The 18,232-nt window shown below is 75.4% G+C and carries 18 protein-coding genes; 13 read left to right on the plus strand and 5 right to left on the minus strand.

What is annotated here, in order from left to right; translation table 11 throughout:
* Window positions 1-64 precede the first annotated feature (64 nt).
* From mtrA to hpf, 5 genes are all read left to right on the plus strand, one after another.
* Complete coding sequence (gene mtrA / locus BD833_RS04680) at window positions 65-781, plus strand: MtrAB system response regulator MtrA (RefSeq protein ID WP_166531943.1); 717 nt, start codon at window positions 65-67, stop codon at window positions 779-781.
* 124 nt (window positions 782-905) lie between these two features.
* A complete protein-coding gene (gene mtrB, locus BD833_RS04685) occupies window positions 906-2,630 on the plus strand; it encodes an MtrAB system histidine kinase MtrB (RefSeq protein ID WP_166531944.1) in 1,725 nt (574 codons plus the stop codon).
* Entirely contained in the window at window positions 2,627-4,360 is a 1,734-nt protein-coding gene (locus tag BD833_RS04690; protein WP_166531945.1) for an LpqB family beta-propeller domain-containing protein, read from the plus strand. The genes mtrB and BD833_RS04690 overlap by 4 nt, the downstream gene beginning before the upstream one ends.
* Before the next feature lie 83 nt (window positions 4,361-4,443).
* Window positions 4,444-5,235, plus strand: a complete 792-nt coding sequence (locus BD833_RS04695) for a ComF family protein (protein ID WP_243737445.1) — start codon at window positions 4,444-4,446, stop codon at window positions 5,233-5,235.
* Between the two features lie 39 nt (window positions 5,236-5,274).
* On the plus strand, window positions 5,275-5,961 hold the full coding sequence (hpf, locus tag BD833_RS04700; protein ID WP_166531946.1) for a ribosome hibernation-promoting factor, HPF/YfiA family: 687 nt from the start codon (window positions 5,275-5,277) through the stop codon (window positions 5,959-5,961).
* A gap of 72 nt (window positions 5,962-6,033) precedes the next feature.
* On the opposite strand, the gene BD833_RS04705 is transcribed toward hpf, so the two are convergent.
* Window positions 6,034-6,426 (minus strand): pyridoxamine 5'-phosphate oxidase family protein, encoded by a 393-nt coding sequence (locus BD833_RS04705; RefSeq protein WP_166531947.1) that lies wholly within the window; start codon window positions 6,424-6,426, stop codon window positions 6,034-6,036.
* Between the two features lie 96 nt (window positions 6,427-6,522).
* On the opposite strand from BD833_RS04705, the gene secA reads away from it, so the two are divergent.
* Entirely contained in the window at window positions 6,523-9,597 is a 3,075-nt protein-coding gene (gene secA / locus BD833_RS04710) for a preprotein translocase subunit SecA (protein WP_166531948.1), read from the plus strand.
* 61 nt (window positions 9,598-9,658) lie between these two features.
* Here the strand turns inward: secA and BD833_RS04715 are convergent, their stop codons facing one another.
* Both BD833_RS04715 and BD833_RS23175 read right to left on the minus strand, forming a co-directional pair.
* The gene (locus BD833_RS04715) at window positions 9,659-10,195 is read right to left on the minus strand and encodes an Rv3235 family protein (protein WP_166531949.1); all 537 of its coding nucleotides are present in this window, start codon (window positions 10,193-10,195) and stop codon (window positions 9,659-9,661) included.
* A 39-nt stretch (window positions 10,196-10,234) separates the two neighbouring features.
* A complete protein-coding gene (locus BD833_RS23175; protein ID WP_166531950.1) occupies window positions 10,235-11,014 on the minus strand; it encodes a LysM peptidoglycan-binding domain-containing protein in 780 nt (259 codons plus the stop codon).
* A gap of 99 nt (window positions 11,015-11,113) precedes the next feature.
* On the opposite strand from BD833_RS23175, the gene BD833_RS04725 reads away from it, so the two are divergent.
* Entirely contained in the window at window positions 11,114-11,683 is a 570-nt protein-coding gene (locus BD833_RS04725) for a hypothetical protein (RefSeq protein WP_166531951.1), read from the plus strand.
* Window positions 11,684-11,728: 45 nt separating this feature from the next.
* On the opposite strand, the gene BD833_RS04730 is transcribed toward BD833_RS04725, so the two are convergent.
* Complete coding sequence (locus BD833_RS04730; RefSeq protein WP_166531952.1) at window positions 11,729-11,992, minus strand: helix-turn-helix domain-containing protein; 264 nt, start codon at window positions 11,990-11,992, stop codon at window positions 11,729-11,731.
* A 198-nt stretch (window positions 11,993-12,190) separates the two neighbouring features.
* On the opposite strand from BD833_RS04730, the gene BD833_RS04735 reads away from it, so the two are divergent.
* The 5 genes from BD833_RS04735 (at window position 12,191) to BD833_RS04755 (ending at window position 16,935) form a co-directional block, all read left to right on the plus strand.
* Window positions 12,191-13,027, plus strand: coding sequence for an SAF domain-containing protein (locus BD833_RS04735; protein WP_166531953.1), 837 nt, complete (start codon window positions 12,191-12,193; stop codon window positions 13,025-13,027).
* The gene (locus BD833_RS04740; protein ID WP_166531954.1) at window positions 13,027-14,322 is read left to right on the plus strand and encodes a CpaE/TadZ family protein; all 1,296 of its coding nucleotides are present in this window, start codon (window positions 13,027-13,029) and stop codon (window positions 14,320-14,322) included. Before BD833_RS04735 ends, BD833_RS04740 begins: the two co-directional genes overlap by 1 nt.
* Window positions 14,323-14,388: 66 nt before the next feature.
* On the plus strand, window positions 14,389-15,765 hold the full coding sequence (locus tag BD833_RS04745) for a WS/DGAT/MGAT family O-acyltransferase (protein ID WP_166531955.1): 1,377 nt from the start codon (window positions 14,389-14,391) through the stop codon (window positions 15,763-15,765).
* A 68-nt stretch (window positions 15,766-15,833) separates the two neighbouring features.
* Window positions 15,834-16,346 carry a DUF6912 family protein gene (locus tag BD833_RS04750; RefSeq protein WP_166531956.1) on the plus strand — a complete coding sequence of 171 codons (513 nt, stop codon included), beginning with the start codon at window positions 15,834-15,836 and terminating at the stop codon, window positions 16,344-16,346.
* A gap of 73 nt (window positions 16,347-16,419) precedes the next feature.
* Window positions 16,420-16,935 (plus strand): MaoC family dehydratase, encoded by a 516-nt coding sequence (locus BD833_RS04755; protein ID WP_243737446.1) that lies wholly within the window; start codon window positions 16,420-16,422, stop codon window positions 16,933-16,935.
* Between the two features lie 28 nt (window positions 16,936-16,963).
* On the opposite strand, the gene BD833_RS04760 is transcribed toward BD833_RS04755, so the two are convergent.
* Window positions 16,964-17,392, minus strand: a complete 429-nt coding sequence (locus BD833_RS04760; protein WP_208092330.1) for an NUDIX domain-containing protein — start codon at window positions 17,390-17,392, stop codon at window positions 16,964-16,966.
* A 76-nt stretch (window positions 17,393-17,468) separates the two neighbouring features.
* Between BD833_RS04760 and BD833_RS04765 the strand changes: the two genes are divergently transcribed.
* Window positions 17,469-18,092 (plus strand): DUF6758 family protein, encoded by a 624-nt coding sequence (locus BD833_RS04765; protein WP_166531958.1) that lies wholly within the window; start codon window positions 17,469-17,471, stop codon window positions 18,090-18,092.
* Window positions 18,093-18,232: the final 140 nt, after the last annotated feature.

The raw sequence follows: 18,232 nt of genomic DNA on the forward strand, positions 1-18,232 counted from the left end.
CGGGCGACCCGCCGTGGCATCTCACCCGGGTGGGTGGGCGCCCTTTTCGCCTGATCAGCGCAGAATGGGCCCCGTGCCACCCACTGCGCCCCAGAACGGACCCTCCCGCGGCCGCGTCCTGGTCGTCGACGACGACGCCGCGCTCGCCGAGATGCTCGGCATCGTGCTGCGCCGGGAGGGCTACGAGCCGGCCTTCGTCTCCGACGGCAACCGCGCCGTCGGCGTCTTCCAGCAGACCCGGCCCGACCTCGTGCTGCTGGACCTGATGCTGCCCGGGCGCAACGGCCTGCAGATCTGCCAGGACATCCGCACCCAGTCGACGGTGCCGATCGTCATGCTCACCGCCAAGGGCGACACGATCGACGTCGTCCAGGGCCTCGAGGCCGGCGCGGACGACTACGTGACCAAGCCGTTCAAGCCGGTGGAGCTGGTCGCCCGCGTGCGCGCCCAGCTGCGGCGCGGGGAGACCGGGCAGGCGGAGAGCCTGAGCATCGGCGACGTGCAGATCGACGTCCCCGCGCACCAGGTGACCCGGGACGGCGTCCCCATCGCGCTCACCCCCCTGGAGTTCGACCTGCTGGTGGCGCTGGCCCGCAAGCCCCGGCAGGTGTTCACCCGGGAGCTGCTCCTCGAGCAGGTGTGGGGCTACCGGCACGCGGCCGACACCCGGCTGGTGAACGTGCACGTGCAGCGGCTCCGGGCGAAGGTCGAGCGCGACCCGGAGCGGCCCGAGGTGGTGCTGACGGTGCGCGGGGTGGGTTACAAGGCCGGGCCGCCGTGAGCGGACAGGCCCGTGAGCATCGCAGCGAGGGACGAGCGAGGAGCGGAGCGGGCCGCGGCAGCGAACCAGGGTGCGCCGTGAGTCGCCCCGCCGCTGCGGCCGCCGGCTGAGGGACACTGGTCCGGTGACCGCCACCCGGACCGCCGAGGCGGGCACCGCGCCGGGTGAACCGCCGCCGGGTTCCCGACCGTCGTGGCGCAGCCGCGACGAGCGCTCCGCCGGCCTGCGGCGGCTGCGCCGGCGAGCCGGACGGGCCCGCCGGAGGGCGCTGCTGAGCGGCCGGCGACTGGCCGGCCGGGCACTGCACACCTGGCGCTCGTCGCTGCAGGTCCGCATCGGCGCGATCACGATGCTCGTCGCCGGCACGGTCGTGGTGATCGTCAGCATGGTGCTGTTCAGCCAGATCCGGGACCAGCTGCTGGACGTGAAGCGCAAGGCCGCGATCGACCAGGTCCAGGCCGGGGTCGTCTACGCGCAGAGCGAGGTGGCCGGCATCGCGACCGGCGACGCCGCCAGCGTGCGGTCCACCCTCGCCCGCACGGTGAACCAGCTGCTCGACCGCGGCGGAGCGGCCGGTGACTTCGACGTCGTCATGGTCTACACCGGCTCGCGGGAGACCCCGGCGGTCAGCCGCCGTTTCCTCCTCGACGCGCTGCCCGAGGACCTGCGCGCGACGGTGGACTCCGGCAGCCAGGCGTGGAAGTTCGACACCATCCCGACCGAGGACACCGGCGAACCGCAGTCGAGCCTGCTCGTGGGCGCGCCGGTCACCGGCGACGCCCAGGGCCCGGACCAGCTGGAGCTGTACTACGCGTTCCCGCTGCAGCAGGAGCAGGAGAGCCTCTCCCTGATCCGCAGCACCGTCGTGATCAGCGGCGTGGCCCTCACCCTGCTCGTCGTGGGCATCGGCGTCCTGGTGACCCGGCTGGTGGTCGACCCGGTGCGGCAGGCCGCGGGCACCGCGCAGCGGCTGGCGGAGGGCCAGCTGGAGGAGCGGATGGCCGTCCGCGGCGAGGACGACCTGGCGCGCCTGGCCACGAGCTTCAACGCCATGGCCGACAGCCTGCAGCGGCAGATCACCCAGCTGGAGGGGCTCTCGCAGCTGCAGCAGCGGTTCACCTCCGACGTGTCGCACGAGCTGCGCACGCCGTTGACGACCGTGCAGATGGCCGCCGACGTGATCTACGAGACGCGCAGTGAGTTCCCGCCGCACGTCTCCCGGTCCGCCGAGCTGCTGCGCGCGGAGCTCGACCGGTTCGAGGCGCTGCTCAGCGACCTGCTCGAGATCAGCCGCTACGACGCCGGGGCGGCGGTCCTCGACTGGGCCCCGACCGACCTCGGCGTGCTGGTGAACCGGGTCGTGGACGGCATGGAGTCCCTCGCGGAGCGGCACCAGTGCGAGCTGAAGGTGACCCGGCCGCCCGACGGCGTCCTGGCCGAGGTCGACGCCCGCCGGGTCGAGCGGATCCTCCGCAACCTGGTCGGCAACGCCATCGAGCACGGCTCGGGGCACCCCGTGGAGATCACCCTCGCCGCCAACCGCTCCGCGGCCGCGGTCGCCGTCCGCGACCACGGCGTGGGGCTCAGTGCGGGGGAGGCCCAGCACGTGTTCGACCGGTTCTGGCGGGCCGACCCCTCCCGGGTGCGCACCGTCGGCGGCAGCGGGCTGGGGCTGTCGATCAGCCTCGAGGACGCCCGGCTGCACGGGGGATGGCTGCAGGTCTGGGGTCAGCCCGGCGCCGGCGCACAGTTCCGGCTGACCGTGCCGCTGGTGGCCGGGGCCGAGCTCACCAGCTCCCCGCTCCCGCTGCGCCCCGTCCGGCTGCACCGTCCGCGGACGGCGCGATGAGCGCCCGGCCGTCGTCGGTCGCCGTCCTGCTGAGCACGCTGCTCGCGCTGGTCGGCTGCTCGACGGTGCCGACCAGCTCGCCCGTCGTCGAGATCACCCAGGCGCCGACACGGGTGGTGGAGTCGGTCGGCATCGAGCCCCTGCCGCCGGCCCCCGGCGCCAGCCCCGAGGAGATCGTCAACGACTTCATCGACGCCGCGGCCAGCACGGTGCCCCGGCACCCCGTGGCCCGCCAGTACCTGACCCCCGACGCCGCCGAGTCCTGGTCCGACGTCGGCATCAGCGTCATCGGCACGGACTTCGCGACGGTGACCACCGATCCCGGCACGGTCACCGTCACCGCCAACCTGATCGGGAAGGTCGACTCGCGCGGGGTGTTCACCGTGGCCGACCGCGGGGTCTTCACGCGGCAGTTCCGCCTCGAGCAGATCGACGGCGAGTGGCGGATCACCGACCCGCAGGAGGGCCTGATCATGCTGGAGCCGGACTTCCGGCGGCTCTACGACCAGGTCGACGCCTACTTCCTGGACCCCACCCGGCAACGGGTGGTGCCCGACCCCCGGTACCTGATCACCGGCGGGTCCCAGGCGACCACGATCGTCGAGAGGGTGATCGAGGGCCCGTCGGCGCCGCTGGCCGCCGGCGTCCAGAACCCGCTGGCGGGCGTGGAGCTGGAGGGCAGCGTCACCGTGCAGGGGCAGACGGCGACGGTCGAGCTGACCGGGCTGCCCGCCGAGCCCTCCCCGCTGCTCGCGCAGATCAGCGCGCAGCTGGTGTGGACCCTCCAGCAGCTCGACCAGCCGCAGATCCGGGACGTCATCGTGCTGCTGGACGGCGAGCCGGTGGTCCCCGACGGCGTCCCGGCGCGCCAGACCGTCGAGGACTGGGCCTCCTACGACCCGGACGCGGTGCCGGTCGACGGCGTCGGGCACTACCTCCTGGACGGCGCGCTCCGCACCGTGCCGGACGGCGAGCCGGCACCGGGCCCGGCCGGCGAGGGCGCCTACGGGCTGAGCAGCGCGGCGATCGGGGCCGAGACCCCGACCGGTGCGCTGTCCTTCCTCACCGGAACGCGGAACGAGCCCGCCGGCGGCGCCACCCTGCTCGCCGGCCAGTACGGCGGGGAGCTCACCCCCGTGCTGAGCGCGGACTCGCTGAGCGCCCCGACGGTGGCCGCCACGCGCACCGAGGCGTGGGTGGTGCGCAACGGCTCCGAGGTGGTGCGCGTGCCGGCGGGCGGCCCGCCCCAGCCGGTGGCGGCCCCGACCCTCGGCGGCCTCGGCCGCGCCGACCTCATCCAGCTCTCACCGGACGGCGTGCGCGCCGCGGTGGTCATCGAGGGCCCGCAGGGCAGGCGGCTGTACGTGGGCACCGTCGTGCGGTCGGAGGACGACGGCTCGGTGGTGCTGCGCGACCTGCGGGCCGTCGCGCCGACGCTCGCCCAGGTGATCGACGTGGGCTGGCGGGACAGCGGCAGCCTGCTGGTGCTGGCCGGCGACGAGGGCGAGGAGCGGATCGTCCCCTACTCCGTGGGCGTGGACGGCTGGGGGCTGTCGCGGGTGCCGACGTCGGGGCTGCCCAGCCAGCCGACGTCCCTGGGCGTCGCCCCCACCCGCCAACCGCTGGTCACCGCGGACGACGCCATCTGGCAGCTGACCGGGGGCACCTGGTCGACCCTCGTGCGGGGTGCGGAGTCGCTGCCGGGAACGGCGCCGTTCTACCCGCTCTGAGCACGGCATCCACAGGCGAAGGCCCCGTCCACCGCACGCCTCGCGAGCCCGGCGCGCCCCGGGGACGGCGCCTACCGTGCCGTGTGGCCGGAGCACTGCTGCGCGAGGTGGGCGCGGCGCTGGCCGACCTGGTGCTGCCGCGCACCTGCGCGGGCTGCGGGCGGCCCGGCGCGGTGCTGTGCCCGCGGTGCGCCCGGTGCCTCGCCGCGCCCCGCCCGGCCCAGCCCCGCCGGTTTCCCGACGGCTTCCCGCCGACGGTGGCGGCCGGCGCCTACGCCGGTCCGGTCCGCCCGGCGGTCAACGCCTTCAAGGAGCAGGGGCGGGCGGAGCTGGCCACTCCGCTGGGTGCCGCGCTCGCCCTGGCGGTCGCCGCCGTCCGGCTGGGCGCCGGGGACCGGTCCCGGCCGGTCCTGCTGGTCCCGGTGCCCACGTCCCCGGCCGCCGTGCGGGACCGCGGGCGGGACCACGTGCGGGAGCTGACCGGACGGGCGGTCGGCGAGCTCCGGGCCGCGGGCCTGCCGGCCGCCGAGTGCCGGGCGCTGCGGCGCCAGGGCCGGGTGCGCGACTCCGCCGGCCTCTCCGCGCCCGAGCGCCGCGCCAACCTCGCCGGCACGTTCGCGCTCGACGCCCGGCGCCGTCCGGCGGGTGCGCTGCTCGTGCTGGTCGACGACGTGGTGACCAGCGGCGCGACCCTGAGCGAGGCGGCGTCGGTGCTGGCCGCGGGCCGCGGGCCGCACGAGCTGCCGGTGCTCGCCGCCGTCGTGGCCGCCACCCCCCGGGCCCCCGCGGGCCCCGGTGGCGCCGGTCGGTGGCGGCCCGCGAACGGCCCCGCGGCCGACCTCGATCGACTGTCGCCCCCCGGGAGGAGGGACTAGCGTCGATGCGACCAACGCACGTCCCTACCGGGAGGTCTCATGGAGATCGTGGTCCGTGGTCGCAACGTCGAGGTGCCGGAGCACTACCGCCAACACGTGGAGGACAAGGTCGGTCAGCTGGAGCGGTTCGACACCAAGCTCTCGCGCATCGACGTCGAGCTCTTCCACGAGAAGAACCCCCGCCAGGCGGCCAACTGCCAGCGGGTGGAGATCACGCTGCGGGGCAAGGGGCCGGTGGTCCGCGCGGAAGCGGCCGGGCCCGACTTCTACGCCGCTCTCGACCTGGCCAGCGCGAAGCTGGACAACCGGCTGCGCCGCGCCGCCGACCGCCGCCGGGTGCACCACGGGAGGCGCACGCCGGCGAGCGTCCGGCTGACCGGGGCCCCCCTGGATGCCGGCCACCCCGAGCTGCCCATCGAGGAGCAGCTGGAACTCGACCGCGCGCTGGCCGCCGGGCCGCACGTCACCGAGCTGGACGAGCACCTGCCCGGGCAGATCGTGCGCGAGAAGCACCACCCCGCCACGCCCATGACCGTCGATCAGGCCCTCCACGAGATGGAGCTGGTCGGGCACGACTTCTTCCTGTTCCAGTGCGCCGACACCGGGCAGCCGACGGTGGTCTACCGGCGGCACGCCTACGACTACGGCCTCATCCGGCTGGCGCCGGTGAGCCAGGACGGCGCGGCGGCCCCGGCCGTCCAGCAGGCCACGACCGCCGGCGTGTGACCGGAGGGCGGGGGCGCGTGCCCGCCGCGCCCCCGCCCCTCGCCGCCCCCACCCGTCCCCGGGGCGGGCGCGTCAGGCGTTGCCGAGGATCCGGTCCACCGCGATCTCGATGACCACCCGCGCCGGGTTCTCCCGGGGCTGCCGGTAGCGGCGGGCGTACCGCTCGACGGCGTCGGCGACCGAGGCGTCGTCCTCGCGCACCACCGCCGTCCCCTCCAGGGTGGTCCAGCGCCGGCCGTCCACCTGGCACACCGCGGCGCGCCCCTGCCCGTCCCGCACGTGCCGCGCCTTGGCCGAGCTCCCGGAGGTGATCACCCGGGCGACCCGGGTGGCCGGGTCGTAGGTGATGCCCACCGGGACCACGTGCGGCGTCCCGTCGGGACGGAGCGTGGTGAGGGTCGCCAGGTGCCGCTCGGTGAGGAAGTCGAGCAGGCTCTGGCCGGGGTCGGAGAGGTCGCGGGCCACCGGCGCAGCGTACGGATGGGGCACCTGGTGCGCCGGGTCGCGGTTCGGCGTGGTCGGGGCGACCGGAGTCCGGACCGGGCCGCCTACGCTGGGGCCGTGGTGTTCTCGAAGATTCTCCGTGCCGGTGAGGGAAAGCTCGTCCGACGGCTGGGCCGGATCGCCGATGCGGTCGAGTCGATCGCCGACGACTACACCGACCTCACCGACGCCGAGCTGCGCGCCAAGACCGACGAGTTCAAGCAGCGGTACGAGGACGGCGAGTCCCTCGACGCGCTGCTGCCGGAGGCCTTCGCCGTGGTCCGCGAGGCGGCGACCCGCACGCTGGGCCAGCGGCACTTCCGGGTGCAGATCATGGGCGGTGCCGCGTTGCACCTGGGCAACATCGCCGAGATGAAGACCGGTGAGGGCAAGACGCTCACCGGCGTGCTGGCGGCCTACCTCAACGCCCTGCCCGGCGACGGCGTGCACATCGTGACCGTCAACGACTACCTGGCCGCCCGTGACGCCGAGTCCATGGGCCGGATCCACCGGTTCCTCGGGCTCAGCGTCGGCACCATCATCTCGGGACAGCCGCCGGCGGTCCGGCGGGAGCAGTACGGCTGCGACATCACCTACGGCACGAACAACGAGTTCGGCTTCGACTACCTGCGCGACAACATGGCCTGGAGCAAGGCCGACCTGGTCCAGCGCGGCCACCACTTCGCCATCGTCGACGAGGTCGACTCGATCCTCATCGACGAGGCGCGCACCCCGCTGATCATCAGCGGTCCGGCCGAGACCAGCGCCAAGTGGTACGGCGAGTTCGCCCGCATCGTCCCGATGATGAAGCGCGACGTGCACTACGAGGTGGAGGAGGACAAGCGCACCGTCGCCGTCACCGAGGAGGGCGTCGAGTTCGTCGAGGACCAGCTGGGGATCGAGAACCTCTACGAGGCGGCCAACACGCCGCTGATCGGCTACCTGAACAACGCCCTCAAGGCCAAGGAGCTGTTCAAGAAGGACCAGCAGTACATCGTCACCAACGGCGAGGTGCTGATCGTCGACGAGTTCACCGGGCGCGTGCTGGCGGGCCGGCGCTACAACGAGGGCATGCACCAGGCCATCGAGGCCAAGGAGCGGGTGAAGATCAAGGACGAGAACCAGACGCTCGCCACGATCACGCTCCAGAACTACTTCCGGCTCTACGAGAAGCTCTCCGGGATGACCGGCACGGCCCAGACCGAGGCCGCCGAGCTCAACCAGACCTACAAGCTGGGCGTCGTCCCCATCCCGACGAACCGGCCGATGATCCGCGACGACCGCTCCGACGTCATCTACAAGACCGAGACGGCGAAGTTCGACGCCGTCGTCGACGACATCGCCGATCGGCACGAGGCCGGGCAGCCGGTGCTCGTGGGCACCGCGAGCGTGGAGAAGTCCGAGATCCTCGCGAAGTACCTCCTCAAGCGCGGCATCCCGCACGAGGTGCTCAACGCCAAGAACCACGCGCGCGAGGCCGCGATCATCGCCATGGCCGGCCGTGCCGGCTCGGTCACCGTGGCCACCAACATGGCCGGGCGGGGTACCGACATCCAGCTCGGTGGCAACGCCGAGTTCATCGCCGACGAGGCGCTGCGGGCGCGCGGGCTGTCGCCCGCCGAGACGCCCGAGGAGTACGAGGCCGCCTGGGACGACGCCCTGGCTTCCGCGAAGGCGCAGGTCAAGGCCGAGCACGAGCAGGTCGTCGAGGCCGGGGGTCTCTACGTGCTCGGCACCGAGCGGCACGAGAGCCGCCGGATCGACAACCAGCTGCGCGGCCGTTCCGGCCGGCAGGGCGACCCGGGGGAGTCGCGGTTCTACCTCTCCCTGGGCGACGACCTGATGCGCCGGTTCAACGGCCCGATGCTCGAGTCGATGATGAACACCCTGCGGGTGCCCGACGACCAGCCCATCGAGTCGAAGATGGTCAGCCGCGCCATCCTCTCGGCGCAGACCCAGGTCGAGCAGCAGAACTTCGAGGTCCGCAAGAACGTCCTCAAGTACGACGAGGTCCTCAACCGGCAGCGCACCGTCATCTACGACGAGCGGCGCCGGGTGCTGGAGGGCGCCGACCTGCACGAGCAGGTCCGCACCATGGTCGACGACGTGGTCAGCGCCTACGTCGACGGCGCCACCGAGACCGGTTACGCCGAGGACTGGGACCTCGACCAGCTGTGGACGGGGCTGAAGACGCTGTACCCGGTCGGCGTCACCGTCGACGGGTTGATCGATTCCCTGGCCGGCGGGGAGCAGTCCGATCTCGGCGCCGAGGACCTCAAGACGGCGATGCTCGACGACGTCCACCGCGCCTACGAGGAGCGGGAGACGGCGCTGGGCTCGGAGGTCATGCGCGAGCTGGAGCGGCGGGTGCTGCTGAGCGTGCTCGACCGCAAGTGGCGTGAGCACCTCTACGAGATGGACTACCTGCGGGCCGGCATCCACCTGCGCGCCATGGCCAACCGCGACCCGGTCGTGGAGTACCAGCGCGAGGGCTACGACATGTTCATCGCGATGCTCGACGGCATCAAGGAGGAGTCGGTCGGGTTCCTGTTCAACCTCGAGGTCAAGACCAAGGGGGAGCAGGAGGCCGAGGCCAAGGCCAAGCAGTCCGACGCGGAGGCCAAGGCGCTCGCCGCGGCCCAGGCCGGGACCGCCAAGGTGCTGGCCCGTCAGGCGGCGGCCGCCCGGGCGGCCGCCGGCACCGCGGCGGCGGGGACGGCCCGCCGGTCGTCGGCACCCGCAGCGCCTGCGGCACCGGCAGCACCTGCGGCACCGGCTGCGCCCGCGGCACCGGCAGCGCCTGCGGCACCGGCAGCGCCTGCGGCACCGGCTCAGCCGGAGCCGGCCGGTGCGGCCGTCGCCGAGCCGGTCGCGGAGCCCGAGCCCGCGGTGGCGGCCGCGCCGGTGACCGAGCCGGAGCCCACGAAGGCCGCTCCGACGCTGGAGGTCGCCGGGCTCGACGAGCCGCGGCGCGCACCGGAGAACCTCACCTACTCGGCGCCGAGCCTGGATGCCTCGCCGGCCGACGGCGGCCGGGCCAAGGCGGCGAAGACCGCGACGGTCACCGGTTCCAAGGAGACGCCGCGCAACGCGCCCTGCCCCTGCGGGTCGGGCCGGAAGTACAAGCAGTGCCACGGAGCCGCGTCCAGCTGAACGAGGACCCCGACAGCGACGACGCCCCGCCGACCAGCCGGTCGGCGGGGCGTCGTGCTGTTCAGCCGATCTGCAGGGCGGTGCACCGCCAGCGGCCGTCGATCCCCTCGAGTCGCGCGGCGACGGCGTGCGCCCGGCCGTCGCGGTGCGCGACGGCGCTGACCTCCGCCACCCCGTCGACCGGCTCGGACACCCGGACCCGTCCGACGATCACCGGCGACGTGCCCTCGGCGCACCACCGGGGCCGCCGGCCGGCGGACAGGGCGGCGTAGACCCCGGGCGAGGTCAGCGGCTGCACCTGCGCGATGGGCCGGCGACCGGTCAGGGCCTCCAGCGTGGTGGTCACCAGCCGCCGTGCCGTGCCGGACGCGGGCGGCAGGTCCGCGCGTCCGCACAGCACGGGGCCGAACTCGTCGCGCCCGGGGGTGCCCAGCACGGGGCGCGGGCCGGGGCGCGGAACGGGCCGGGGAACGGCGCGGCCGGGCTGCACGAGGCTGAGCGCGGGGCGCGGCTCCAGCGGTGGCTGGGGGGTCGGGACGACCGCCAGCCGCAGGGCGGGCCGGCCGGGGATCGGGGCGGGGCGGGACGGTGCGGTCATCGGGTGCTCCGGGGGTTCGAGGGTGCGCGGGAGGAGGGGTCAGGGCCGGGCGGGAGCGCGCAGCACCTGGCCGGGGAGGAGCAGGTCGGGGTCGGCGCCGATGACGTCGGCGTTGGCCTGCCACCAGGCGCTGACGGCGGTGGCCACCTCGCCCGGGGAGGGGGTGCGGCCGGTGTCCGCGGCCAGCCGGCGTTCGGCGATGTCCCAGAGGCAGTCGCCCCGGACCACCACGTGCTCGTCCGCGGCCGGCGTGCGTGGCCAGTCGGGCAGCGCGTCGTGCACCGGCACCGCGTCGTGCACCGGCACCGCGTCGTGCACCGGCTGCGCGCGCTGCGCCGGTGGCGGGCCGGAGGGCTGGGAGGCGGCGGCCGGGGCCGGCCAGTCGGGCACGCCGGCGACAGAGGAGGGGCCTCCGGCCGGCAGCTCGGCGGCCACGGCGGGAGGAGCCGCGACCACGGAGGTGGCGATCCCGGCCACCGGGGTGGCGACCCCCAGGCCCAGACCGAGCGCGAGGGCCGCAGCCGACCGGGCGCTCCGCGGGAGCACGCCCCGCACGGCCGCCGCAGCGACCGCGCCGGCCGGCCCGGGCAGCGTCGAGATCGCGGTCAGCGCGAGCCCGAGCGCACCCCAGCACCAGACCAGCCAGGCGAGCAGGCCGGCGAGGTGCAGCGCCAGGACGTCGGCGCCGGCGGTGTCGGCGGTCTGCTGCGCGGCGGCGAGCGCGTCGAGCGCCACCGGGAGCGGCGCGGTCAGCGCGCTGAGGGCGGCCGCGATCGCCGCCATGCCCAGCCATGTCCCGAGCAGTCGTCGTGCCGACATCTCTCCTCCTTCGTTCGACGTCGACGTACTAAAGCAAGCAAACGCAACCAAACGCAAGTATCGATGTACATCTACGCTGAACGGGACGAAAGGTGGGACATGCGGTGGCAACAGCTGTTCGCGGACCTGCAGGCGCAGTTCGACGCGGCGGAGGAGGCCGAGGCGCAGGCCGAGTGGGCCTCGCGCGCTCGCGCCGAGATGGGCGCGGTGCGGTTCGCCGACCGGCTCGGCGGCTCGACGGGGGAGCGGGTGACCGTGACCTGCCGCGGTGCGGGCCCGGTGACCGGGGTGCTGGTGGACCTCGGCGTCGACTGGCTGCTGCTCGGTGACGAGCGCGGCCGCGACCAGCTCGTCGCGCTCGCTGCCGTCCGGAGCGCCGCGGGGCTGGGGCGGTGGACCGCGCCCGTGCAGGAGGAGGGGCCGGTCCGGGCCCGGCTGGACCTCCGCCGGGCGTTGCGGGGGCTGGCCCGCGACCGCAGCCCCGTCCAGGTCGTGCTCGACGACGGCTCGGTGCTGACCGGGACGATCGACCGGGTGGGCGCGGACTACCTGGAGGTGGCCGAGCACCCCGCCGACGAGCCGCGCCGGTCCGGCGCGGTGCGGCAGGTGTCCGCGGTGGTCATCGGCGCGGTCGCCGTCGTCCGGACGCTGCTGCCGGGCTGGGACTGAGCCCGGCGCCGGGACCGGGCCGGGAGGCCGGAGGGGTGACGCGGATCAGGCGCGCTGCTCGGAGGCCTGTTCCGCCGCCTCCGAGGCCGCCTCCGCGGCGGGCTCGGGCGGCACGGCGCCGGCTCGGGCCTCGGCGTACTTCTGCTGGATGAACCGCTCGAGCTCGTCGACCTCGATCCGCCACTGGCCGCGGCCGCCGATCTGGATGGCGATCAGCTCCTTGCGCCGGACCAGTGCGTAGGCCTGCGACCAGGAGACGTTGAGGATCTCCGCGACGTCGTCGAGGGTCAGGAAGCGGGGCGTGGGCATCGGGTCTCCATCCGGTCGCGCTCCAGTCTGTCAGCCGTGCCGGTGGTCCGTGGCGGCTGTCCACACACGTTCGTGTGGATGACCAGTGCAGGGGAACGGGTCCGTGCCGCATCATTCGCATCCGAACGTCGTCAACGGCCCGCATCGGCGGGTCATCGCGCCTTCCCGGGCGTCCGACGTCTGACGAGAAGAGGTGGCGTGACCGCCGTCCGCAACCCGGGCACCGTCCCGGACCCGGCCGACCTGCCGACCGGACCGACTCCCCGGCGGGTCAAGGCGCCCGGCTGGCTGGACCTGCGCCTGGTCCTCGGGGTCCTCCTCGTGCTCGGCTCGGTCCTCCTCGGCGCCCGGGTGGTCAGCGCGGCCGACGCGACGGTGCCGGTCTGGAGCGCCGCCGCGGATCTCGCCGCCGGCACCGAGCTCACCGCCGAGGACCTCGTCGTGGTCGACGTGCGGCTGGACGGCAGCGCGCCGGCCTACCTCTCCGCGACCACCCGGCCGGAGGGGCAGACCCTGGCGCGTGGTGTGCGGGCCGGTGAGCTGCTGCCCCGGTCCGCGCTGGAGGAACCGGCCGACGTGGTGCAGCTCGCGCTGCCGGTGCAGGCCGGCTACGTGCCCCCGGGCCTGCGCCGGGGCCAGGTGGTGGACGTGTACGCGGTCGCCGACCCCGCCGCGGGGGCCACCGGCCCCGACATCGGCAGCGTGACCCTGGTCGTCGGTGCCGCGCCGGTGCAGGCGCTCACCGGCGGCGGCGACGGCGTGCTGTCGACGCCGTCGACGACGGTGCAGGTGGTCGTGGCCGTGGCCGCCGACGAGGCCGACGACGTGCTGGCGGCGATCGCCGGCCGCCCGCTGGTGGTGGTCGCCCACCCCGCGGGAGCGGGCACTCCGGACGGTTCGGCGCCCACGGCGGGCAGGGTGCCCCCGGTGGAGGCCGCTCCCTCGTCGCCGGCGGCCGCGCCCTCGTCCGCGCCCGCGGCCGCGCCGGCCCCCGAGACGCCGGCCCCCGAGGCGCCGGCCGGACCGGTCGGCTGATGGCGCTCCAGGTCTTCACCGCCGTCACCGGCGCCGGCTGGGAGTCCGAGCTGGTCGGCGCCCTCGACCGCGACGACCACGGGGTGACGGTCGTCCGGCGCTGCGTCGACATCTCCGACCTCCTGGCGGCAGCGGCCACCGGCACCGGGCAGGCGGCGCTCCTCTCGGCGGAGCTGCGCCGGCTGGACGTCGAGGCCGTGGCCCGCCTGCACGCGGCCGGCGTCGCGGTCGTCGGTCTGGTGGAGCCGGGCGACGAGCGGGCCGCCCAGCGGCTGCGGCAGCTGGGCGTGACCCAGGTGCTGCCGGCCGACGCGGACCCGGAGCTCATCGCGCGGGCGCTGCGGGACGCCGTCTCCGGCGTCCCCGGGCCCGGCCACGACGTCGCCGACCTCCGGGCGGCGCTCCCGGTGCCCGGCGTGCCGGAGCCGGCTGCCGCCCGGCCCGGTGGCCGGGGCCGGGTGGTGGCCGTGTGGGGGCCGACCGGTGCGCCCGGGCGCACGACGGTCGCCGTCGGGCTGGCCGACGAGGCCGCGCGGCTGGGGACGTCGTCGCTGCTGGTCGACGCCGACGTCTACGGCGGGGTGGTGGCCCAGGTGCTCGGGCTGCTCGACGAGTCACCCGGCCTCGCCGGGGCCGCGCGGCAGGCCGGTGCCGGCACCCTGGACAGCCGGTCGCTCGTCGCGCTGGCCTGGGCGGTCCGGCCGGGGCTGCGGGTCCTCACCGGGCTGGCCCGCGCCGACCGCTGGCCGGAGCTGCGGCCCTCCGCGGTCGCCGCCGTCCTGGAGGAGGCGCGGCACGTGGCCGAGCTGACCGTCGTCGACTGCGCGTTCAGCGTGGAGGACGACGAGGAGCTCTCCTTCGACACCGCCGCCCCGCGGCGCAACGGCGCGACGCTGGCGGTGCTCGAGCACGCCGACACCGTGCTCTGCGTGAGCGGGGCCGACCCGGTCGCGCTGCAGCGCTGCGTCCGCGCGCTGGACCAGCTGCGCGACGCGCTCCCGGAGGTGGAGCCCCGGCTGGTGGTCAACCAGGTGCGCCGCGGTCCGGTGCCGGGCGATCCGCGCCAGGAGGTCGGCGACGCCCTCGAGCGGTTCACCGGGCGCCGGCCGGAGACGTTCCTGCCGGCCGACCGCCGCGCCACCGACGCCGCGCTGGCGGCCGGCCGCACCCTCGCCGAGGTGGCGGCGGGATCGCCGCTGCGGGTGGAGCTGCGCGCGCTGGCCGCGGAGCTGTCGGGCGCCACCGCGTCCGCCGGGAGCCGCCGGGGGATCCGGCGGATGCGCCGGGCGGGCTGAGTGCTCGACTGTCGGGATCCGCGGTCGGCGTCGTAGCGTGGGCCGCCCCGGCCCGTGAGGAGAGCGATGGTCGAGCGGCTGAGCACCCTGGAGGCCTCGTTCCTCTACCTGGAGGAGCCGGGCACCCCCATGCACGTGGGCGGGGTGCTGATCCTCGAGACCCCGCCCGGGGGCCTGGACGCGCTGGCGGCGCTGGTGGAGGCCCGGCTGTCGCTGGTCCCGCGGTACCGGCAGCGGGTCGCCGAGGTGCCCGGGCACCTGGGCAACCCGGTCTGGGTCGACGACCCGGAGTTCGACATCGCCTACCACCTCCGCCGGTCCGGGCTGCCCCGGCCGGGGACCGAGGAGCAGCTGCTGGACCTGGTGTCCCGGCTGACCTCCCGCCCGCTGGACCGCCGCCGCCCGCTCTGGGAGGCGTACCTGGTCGAGGGGCTGAGCGGGAACCGGGTCGCCGTGGTGACCAAGACCCACCCCGCGCTCGTCGACGGGCTGAGCGCGATCGACATCGGGCAGGTGCTGCTCGACGTCTCGCCGGACGCGCCGGCGCCCCGGCCGGCGCCGTGGCAGCCACGCCGGCCGCCGTCCGGCCTCGAGCTGGTCTGGTCGGCGTTCGAGGAGTACCGGCAGCGCCCCTCCCTCATGGGGCTGGCGCGCTCCGCGGCGACCGACGCCCGCGCGACCGCCGTGCGCATCGGCGGGGTGGCCGGCGGGCTGGCCCGCACCGCGCGCTCGGCGCTCCTGCCCGCGCCGCACAGCCCGCTGAACGCCCCTGTCGGCCGGCAGCGCCGGGTGGCGGTGGCCTGCGCGGACCTCGACGAGCTCAAGCGGGTGCGCAAGGCGCACGGCGGGACGGTGAACGACGTGCTGCTCACCGTCGTGGCCGGCGCGCTGCGGGAGTGGCTGCTCTCGCGGGGTGAGCCCGTGGTCGGCGGCACCTCGGTGCGGGCGCTGGTGCCGGTGTCGGTGCAGGACGAGGAGGGCGCCGGGGGGAACCGGGTCTCCTCCCACCTGGTCGACCTGCCGGTGGGGGAGCCCAACCCCCGGGTGCGGCTGGCCCGGCTCACCTACGCGATGCGCGGGGTCACCCAGCACGGGCGGTCGGTCGGGGCGGACAGCCTCATCGCGCTCAGCGGCTTCGCGCCCTCGACGCTGCACGCGCTCGGCGCGCGGGCCGCCCGCGGCCTCTCCCGGCGGCTGTTCAACCTGGTGGTCACCAACGTGCCCGGCCCGCAGGTGCCCCTGTACGCGGCGGGCGGCCGCATGCTGGAGGTCTTCCCCGTGGTCCCCCTGGCCCGCGGGCAGGGCCTGTCGATCGGCATGACGTCCTACGACGGCACGGTCTTCTTCGGGCTCAACGCCGACCGGGACAGCGTCGGTGACGTGGACGTACTGGCCGACCTGATCGAACAGGAGGTCGCCGAGCTCGTCGAGACCTCCGGCTGAGCCGCGTCCGGGTGCCGCGCCCCGGGCGGCTACCGTCGGGCATTCCGACGACGAAGGGGGTCGACCGGGTGCGCGTGTACCTGCCGGCGACGACGACCGTGCTGCGGGCTCTCGTGGACGAGGGGCGGCTGCCCGAGCCGCAGACCGTCTTCGCGGTCACCCCGCAACTGCGCGAGTACTACGCCCTGAGCGCGGCCGACGCCGACACCGAGGAGCTGGAGTACGCGGCGCTGCTGGCCGCGGCACGGGCCAGCCTGCGGCTGCTCGACGTCGATCCGCTGGCCGCCCGCCGCCGGGCGGTGCTCGCGGCCGACGTGCCGGACGACGCGGTGACGCCCATGGACGACCCGCACGTGGACCCGGGGGCCGCCCGGCTGGCGTACGCGGTCCGGCTGCAGGACGTCGCCAGCGCGCACCTCGACGGCGCCGAGGCCGAGGACGACGTCCGCGCCGCGGTGAACGTCGTCCTCGAGGCCGACCTCGGCAGCGACGACGCCCAGTTCGTCGTCGACCAGGCGGAGGGGCACGAGCTGGCCTGGTACGCCTCGCAGGAGATCGGGTCGGCGCTCGAGCTGCTCTGAACCGGCCGGTCGGGCGGCCTCCGGGCCCGGCCGTAGGATCACCAGCCGTCCACGCGGGTCGACGTCGGGAGCCATGACGATGCAGTTCGGTCGGTACTACGAGGAGTTCGAGGTCGGGGCCGTCTACAAGCACTGGCCGGGGAAGACCGTCACCGAGTACGACGACCACCTCTTCTGCCTGCTCACGATGAACCACCACCCGCTGCACATGGACGTGAACTACGCGGAGAAGACCACCGACTTCGGCAAGAACGTCGTCGTCGGCAACTACATCTACTCGCTGCTGCTCGGCATGAGCGTCCCGGACGTCTCCGGCAAGGCGATCGCGAACCTGGAGATCGAGTCGCTGCGGCACGTCGCGCCGACCTTCCACGGCGACACCATCTACGGCGAGACGACCGTCCTGGACAAGACGCCCTCGAAGTCGAAGGACGACCGCGGCATCGTGTACGTCGAGACGATCGGCTACAAGCAGGACGGCACGGTCGTCTGCATCTTCCGCCGCAAGGTGATGGTGCCCAAGCAGTCCTACGGGGAGGCCCGCGGCGGCGAGCAGCCGGGCCGCCCGGAGCCCACACCCCGGGGCTGACCCGCGCGCGGCGGGGCGGGCCGGCCGGTCAGCCGGGCAGCACGCCCCAGCCGCCGAGCGTCGCCACCAGCCCCGGCGTGCACGGGAGACCGGCCAGCGTCCGGGCGTCGGCGAAGAGCACGTCGGCGGCGTCGTCCCCCGCGACCGGGGAGGCGTCGTCGTCCACGAGCGAGCAGGCCAGGTCGGTGACCTCGTAGACCACCGGGCCGGAGTCGATCCGCACCCGGCCGACCTCGGCGCCGGCGCGCACGCGCAGGCCGGTCTCCTCGAGCACCTCGCGCTCCACCGCGGCCGCCACCGTCTCCCCGGGCTCCACCCGGCCGCCCGGCACCGACCACAGGCCGCGGCCCGGGTCGTTGCGCCGGCGGACCAGGAGCAGGCGCCCGGCGCGGTCGTGCACCAGCGCGCCGACGCAGGGCACCACGGGGCGCGGCGGAGGGAGCGGCGCGGCGGTCACGCCGGGAGGGTACGCACGGCCGCGGCCGGCTCTGCTGCGCTTGACGATCGCGGCGACTGCGGCGACGGTGTCCCGGATGAGCGCGTCGCCGGTCTGCCCTCGTTGCGGAGAACCACTGGTCGTCCGCCACGGGTCCGAGGCGCAGGCCTGGTGCCACCTGCACGGCGCCGTCACCCCGCTGCACCACACCGCCCTCGTCGCGCACGACGCCATCGCCGCGGTGACCGCCGACGCGCGCGTCCCCGCCTGGGTGCCGGACCCGGTGCCGCCGGGGTGGGCGGTGACCGGGCTGGCCTGGGGCGGCGAGCCGGGGGCCCGGGCCATCGTCGTCGACTGCGCGGGGCCGGCTCCACTGGGCGGCTCGGCCGAGCTCGTCCTGGTGGCGGAGGAGCCCGGCACGGGCGTGGGCTGCGGCTACGCCGGCCTCCCCGGCCTGGACCCGGGTGACGTGATCTCCGGGCCCAGCTCCGTGGACGTGAAGGCGGCGGGGCAGCACGCGCCGCTGTGGGCGGTGCCCACGAGCGACGACCGGGCCGCCTTCGTGGGGGAGGCCTACGGGGTGTGGCTCTGGCTCGTGATGTGGCCCATGGACGCCGCCTGGCTGCTCGTCGAGCAGCTGGAGCTGCTGGACCTGCGCGACCGGATCTACCCCGACCTGCCCCTCGGCCCGCCCGGGGAGCACCTCGTCCCGGGCCGCTGACGGGGCGGGCCGCTCCGGAACGACACCGGCCGCCCGGCAACCGGCGCGTCGGGAGGGGGAGCCCCTGGGGCCTGTGTTACTCATGGGACGAACGCGTCCGCCGCATCCGGCGGACTCCCCGTGCCGCTCCGTCGCCGGAG

The organism is Blastococcus xanthinilyticus, from assembly GCF_008124835.1.
Taxonomy (GTDB): Bacteria; Actinomycetota; Actinomycetes; order Mycobacteriales; family Geodermatophilaceae; genus Blastococcus; species Blastococcus xanthinilyticus.

Coding starts and splice junctions, on each gene's coding strand:
- mtrA (WP_166531943.1), top strand. CDS start 65: ATGGGCCCCGTGCCACCCACTGCGCCCCAGAACGGACCCTCCCGCGGC.
- BD833_RS04690 (WP_166531945.1), top strand. CDS start 2,627: ATGAGCGCCCGGCCGTCGTCGGTCGCCGTCCTGCTGAGCACGCTGCTC.
- hpf (WP_166531946.1), top strand. CDS start 5,275: ATGGAGATCGTGGTCCGTGGTCGCAACGTCGAGGTGCCGGAGCACTAC.
- BD833_RS04715 (WP_166531949.1), bottom strand. CDS start 10,195: ATGACCGCACCGTCCCGCCCCGCCCCGATCCCCGGCCGGCCCGCCCTG.
- BD833_RS23175 (WP_166531950.1), bottom strand. CDS start 11,014: ATGTCGGCACGACGACTGCTCGGGACATGGCTGGGCATGGCGGCGATC.
- BD833_RS04725 (WP_166531951.1), top strand. CDS start 11,114: ATGCGGTGGCAACAGCTGTTCGCGGACCTGCAGGCGCAGTTCGACGCG.
- BD833_RS04730 (WP_166531952.1), bottom strand. CDS start 11,992: ATGCCCACGCCCCGCTTCCTGACCCTCGACGACGTCGCGGAGATCCTC.
- BD833_RS04740 (WP_166531954.1), top strand. CDS start 13,027: ATGGCGCTCCAGGTCTTCACCGCCGTCACCGGCGCCGGCTGGGAGTCC.
- BD833_RS04745 (WP_166531955.1), top strand. CDS start 14,389: ATGGTCGAGCGGCTGAGCACCCTGGAGGCCTCGTTCCTCTACCTGGAG.
- BD833_RS04755 (WP_243737446.1), top strand. CDS start 16,420: ATGACGATGCAGTTCGGTCGGTACTACGAGGAGTTCGAGGTCGGGGCC.
- BD833_RS04765 (WP_166531958.1), top strand. CDS start 17,469: ATGAGCGCGTCGCCGGTCTGCCCTCGTTGCGGAGAACCACTGGTCGTC.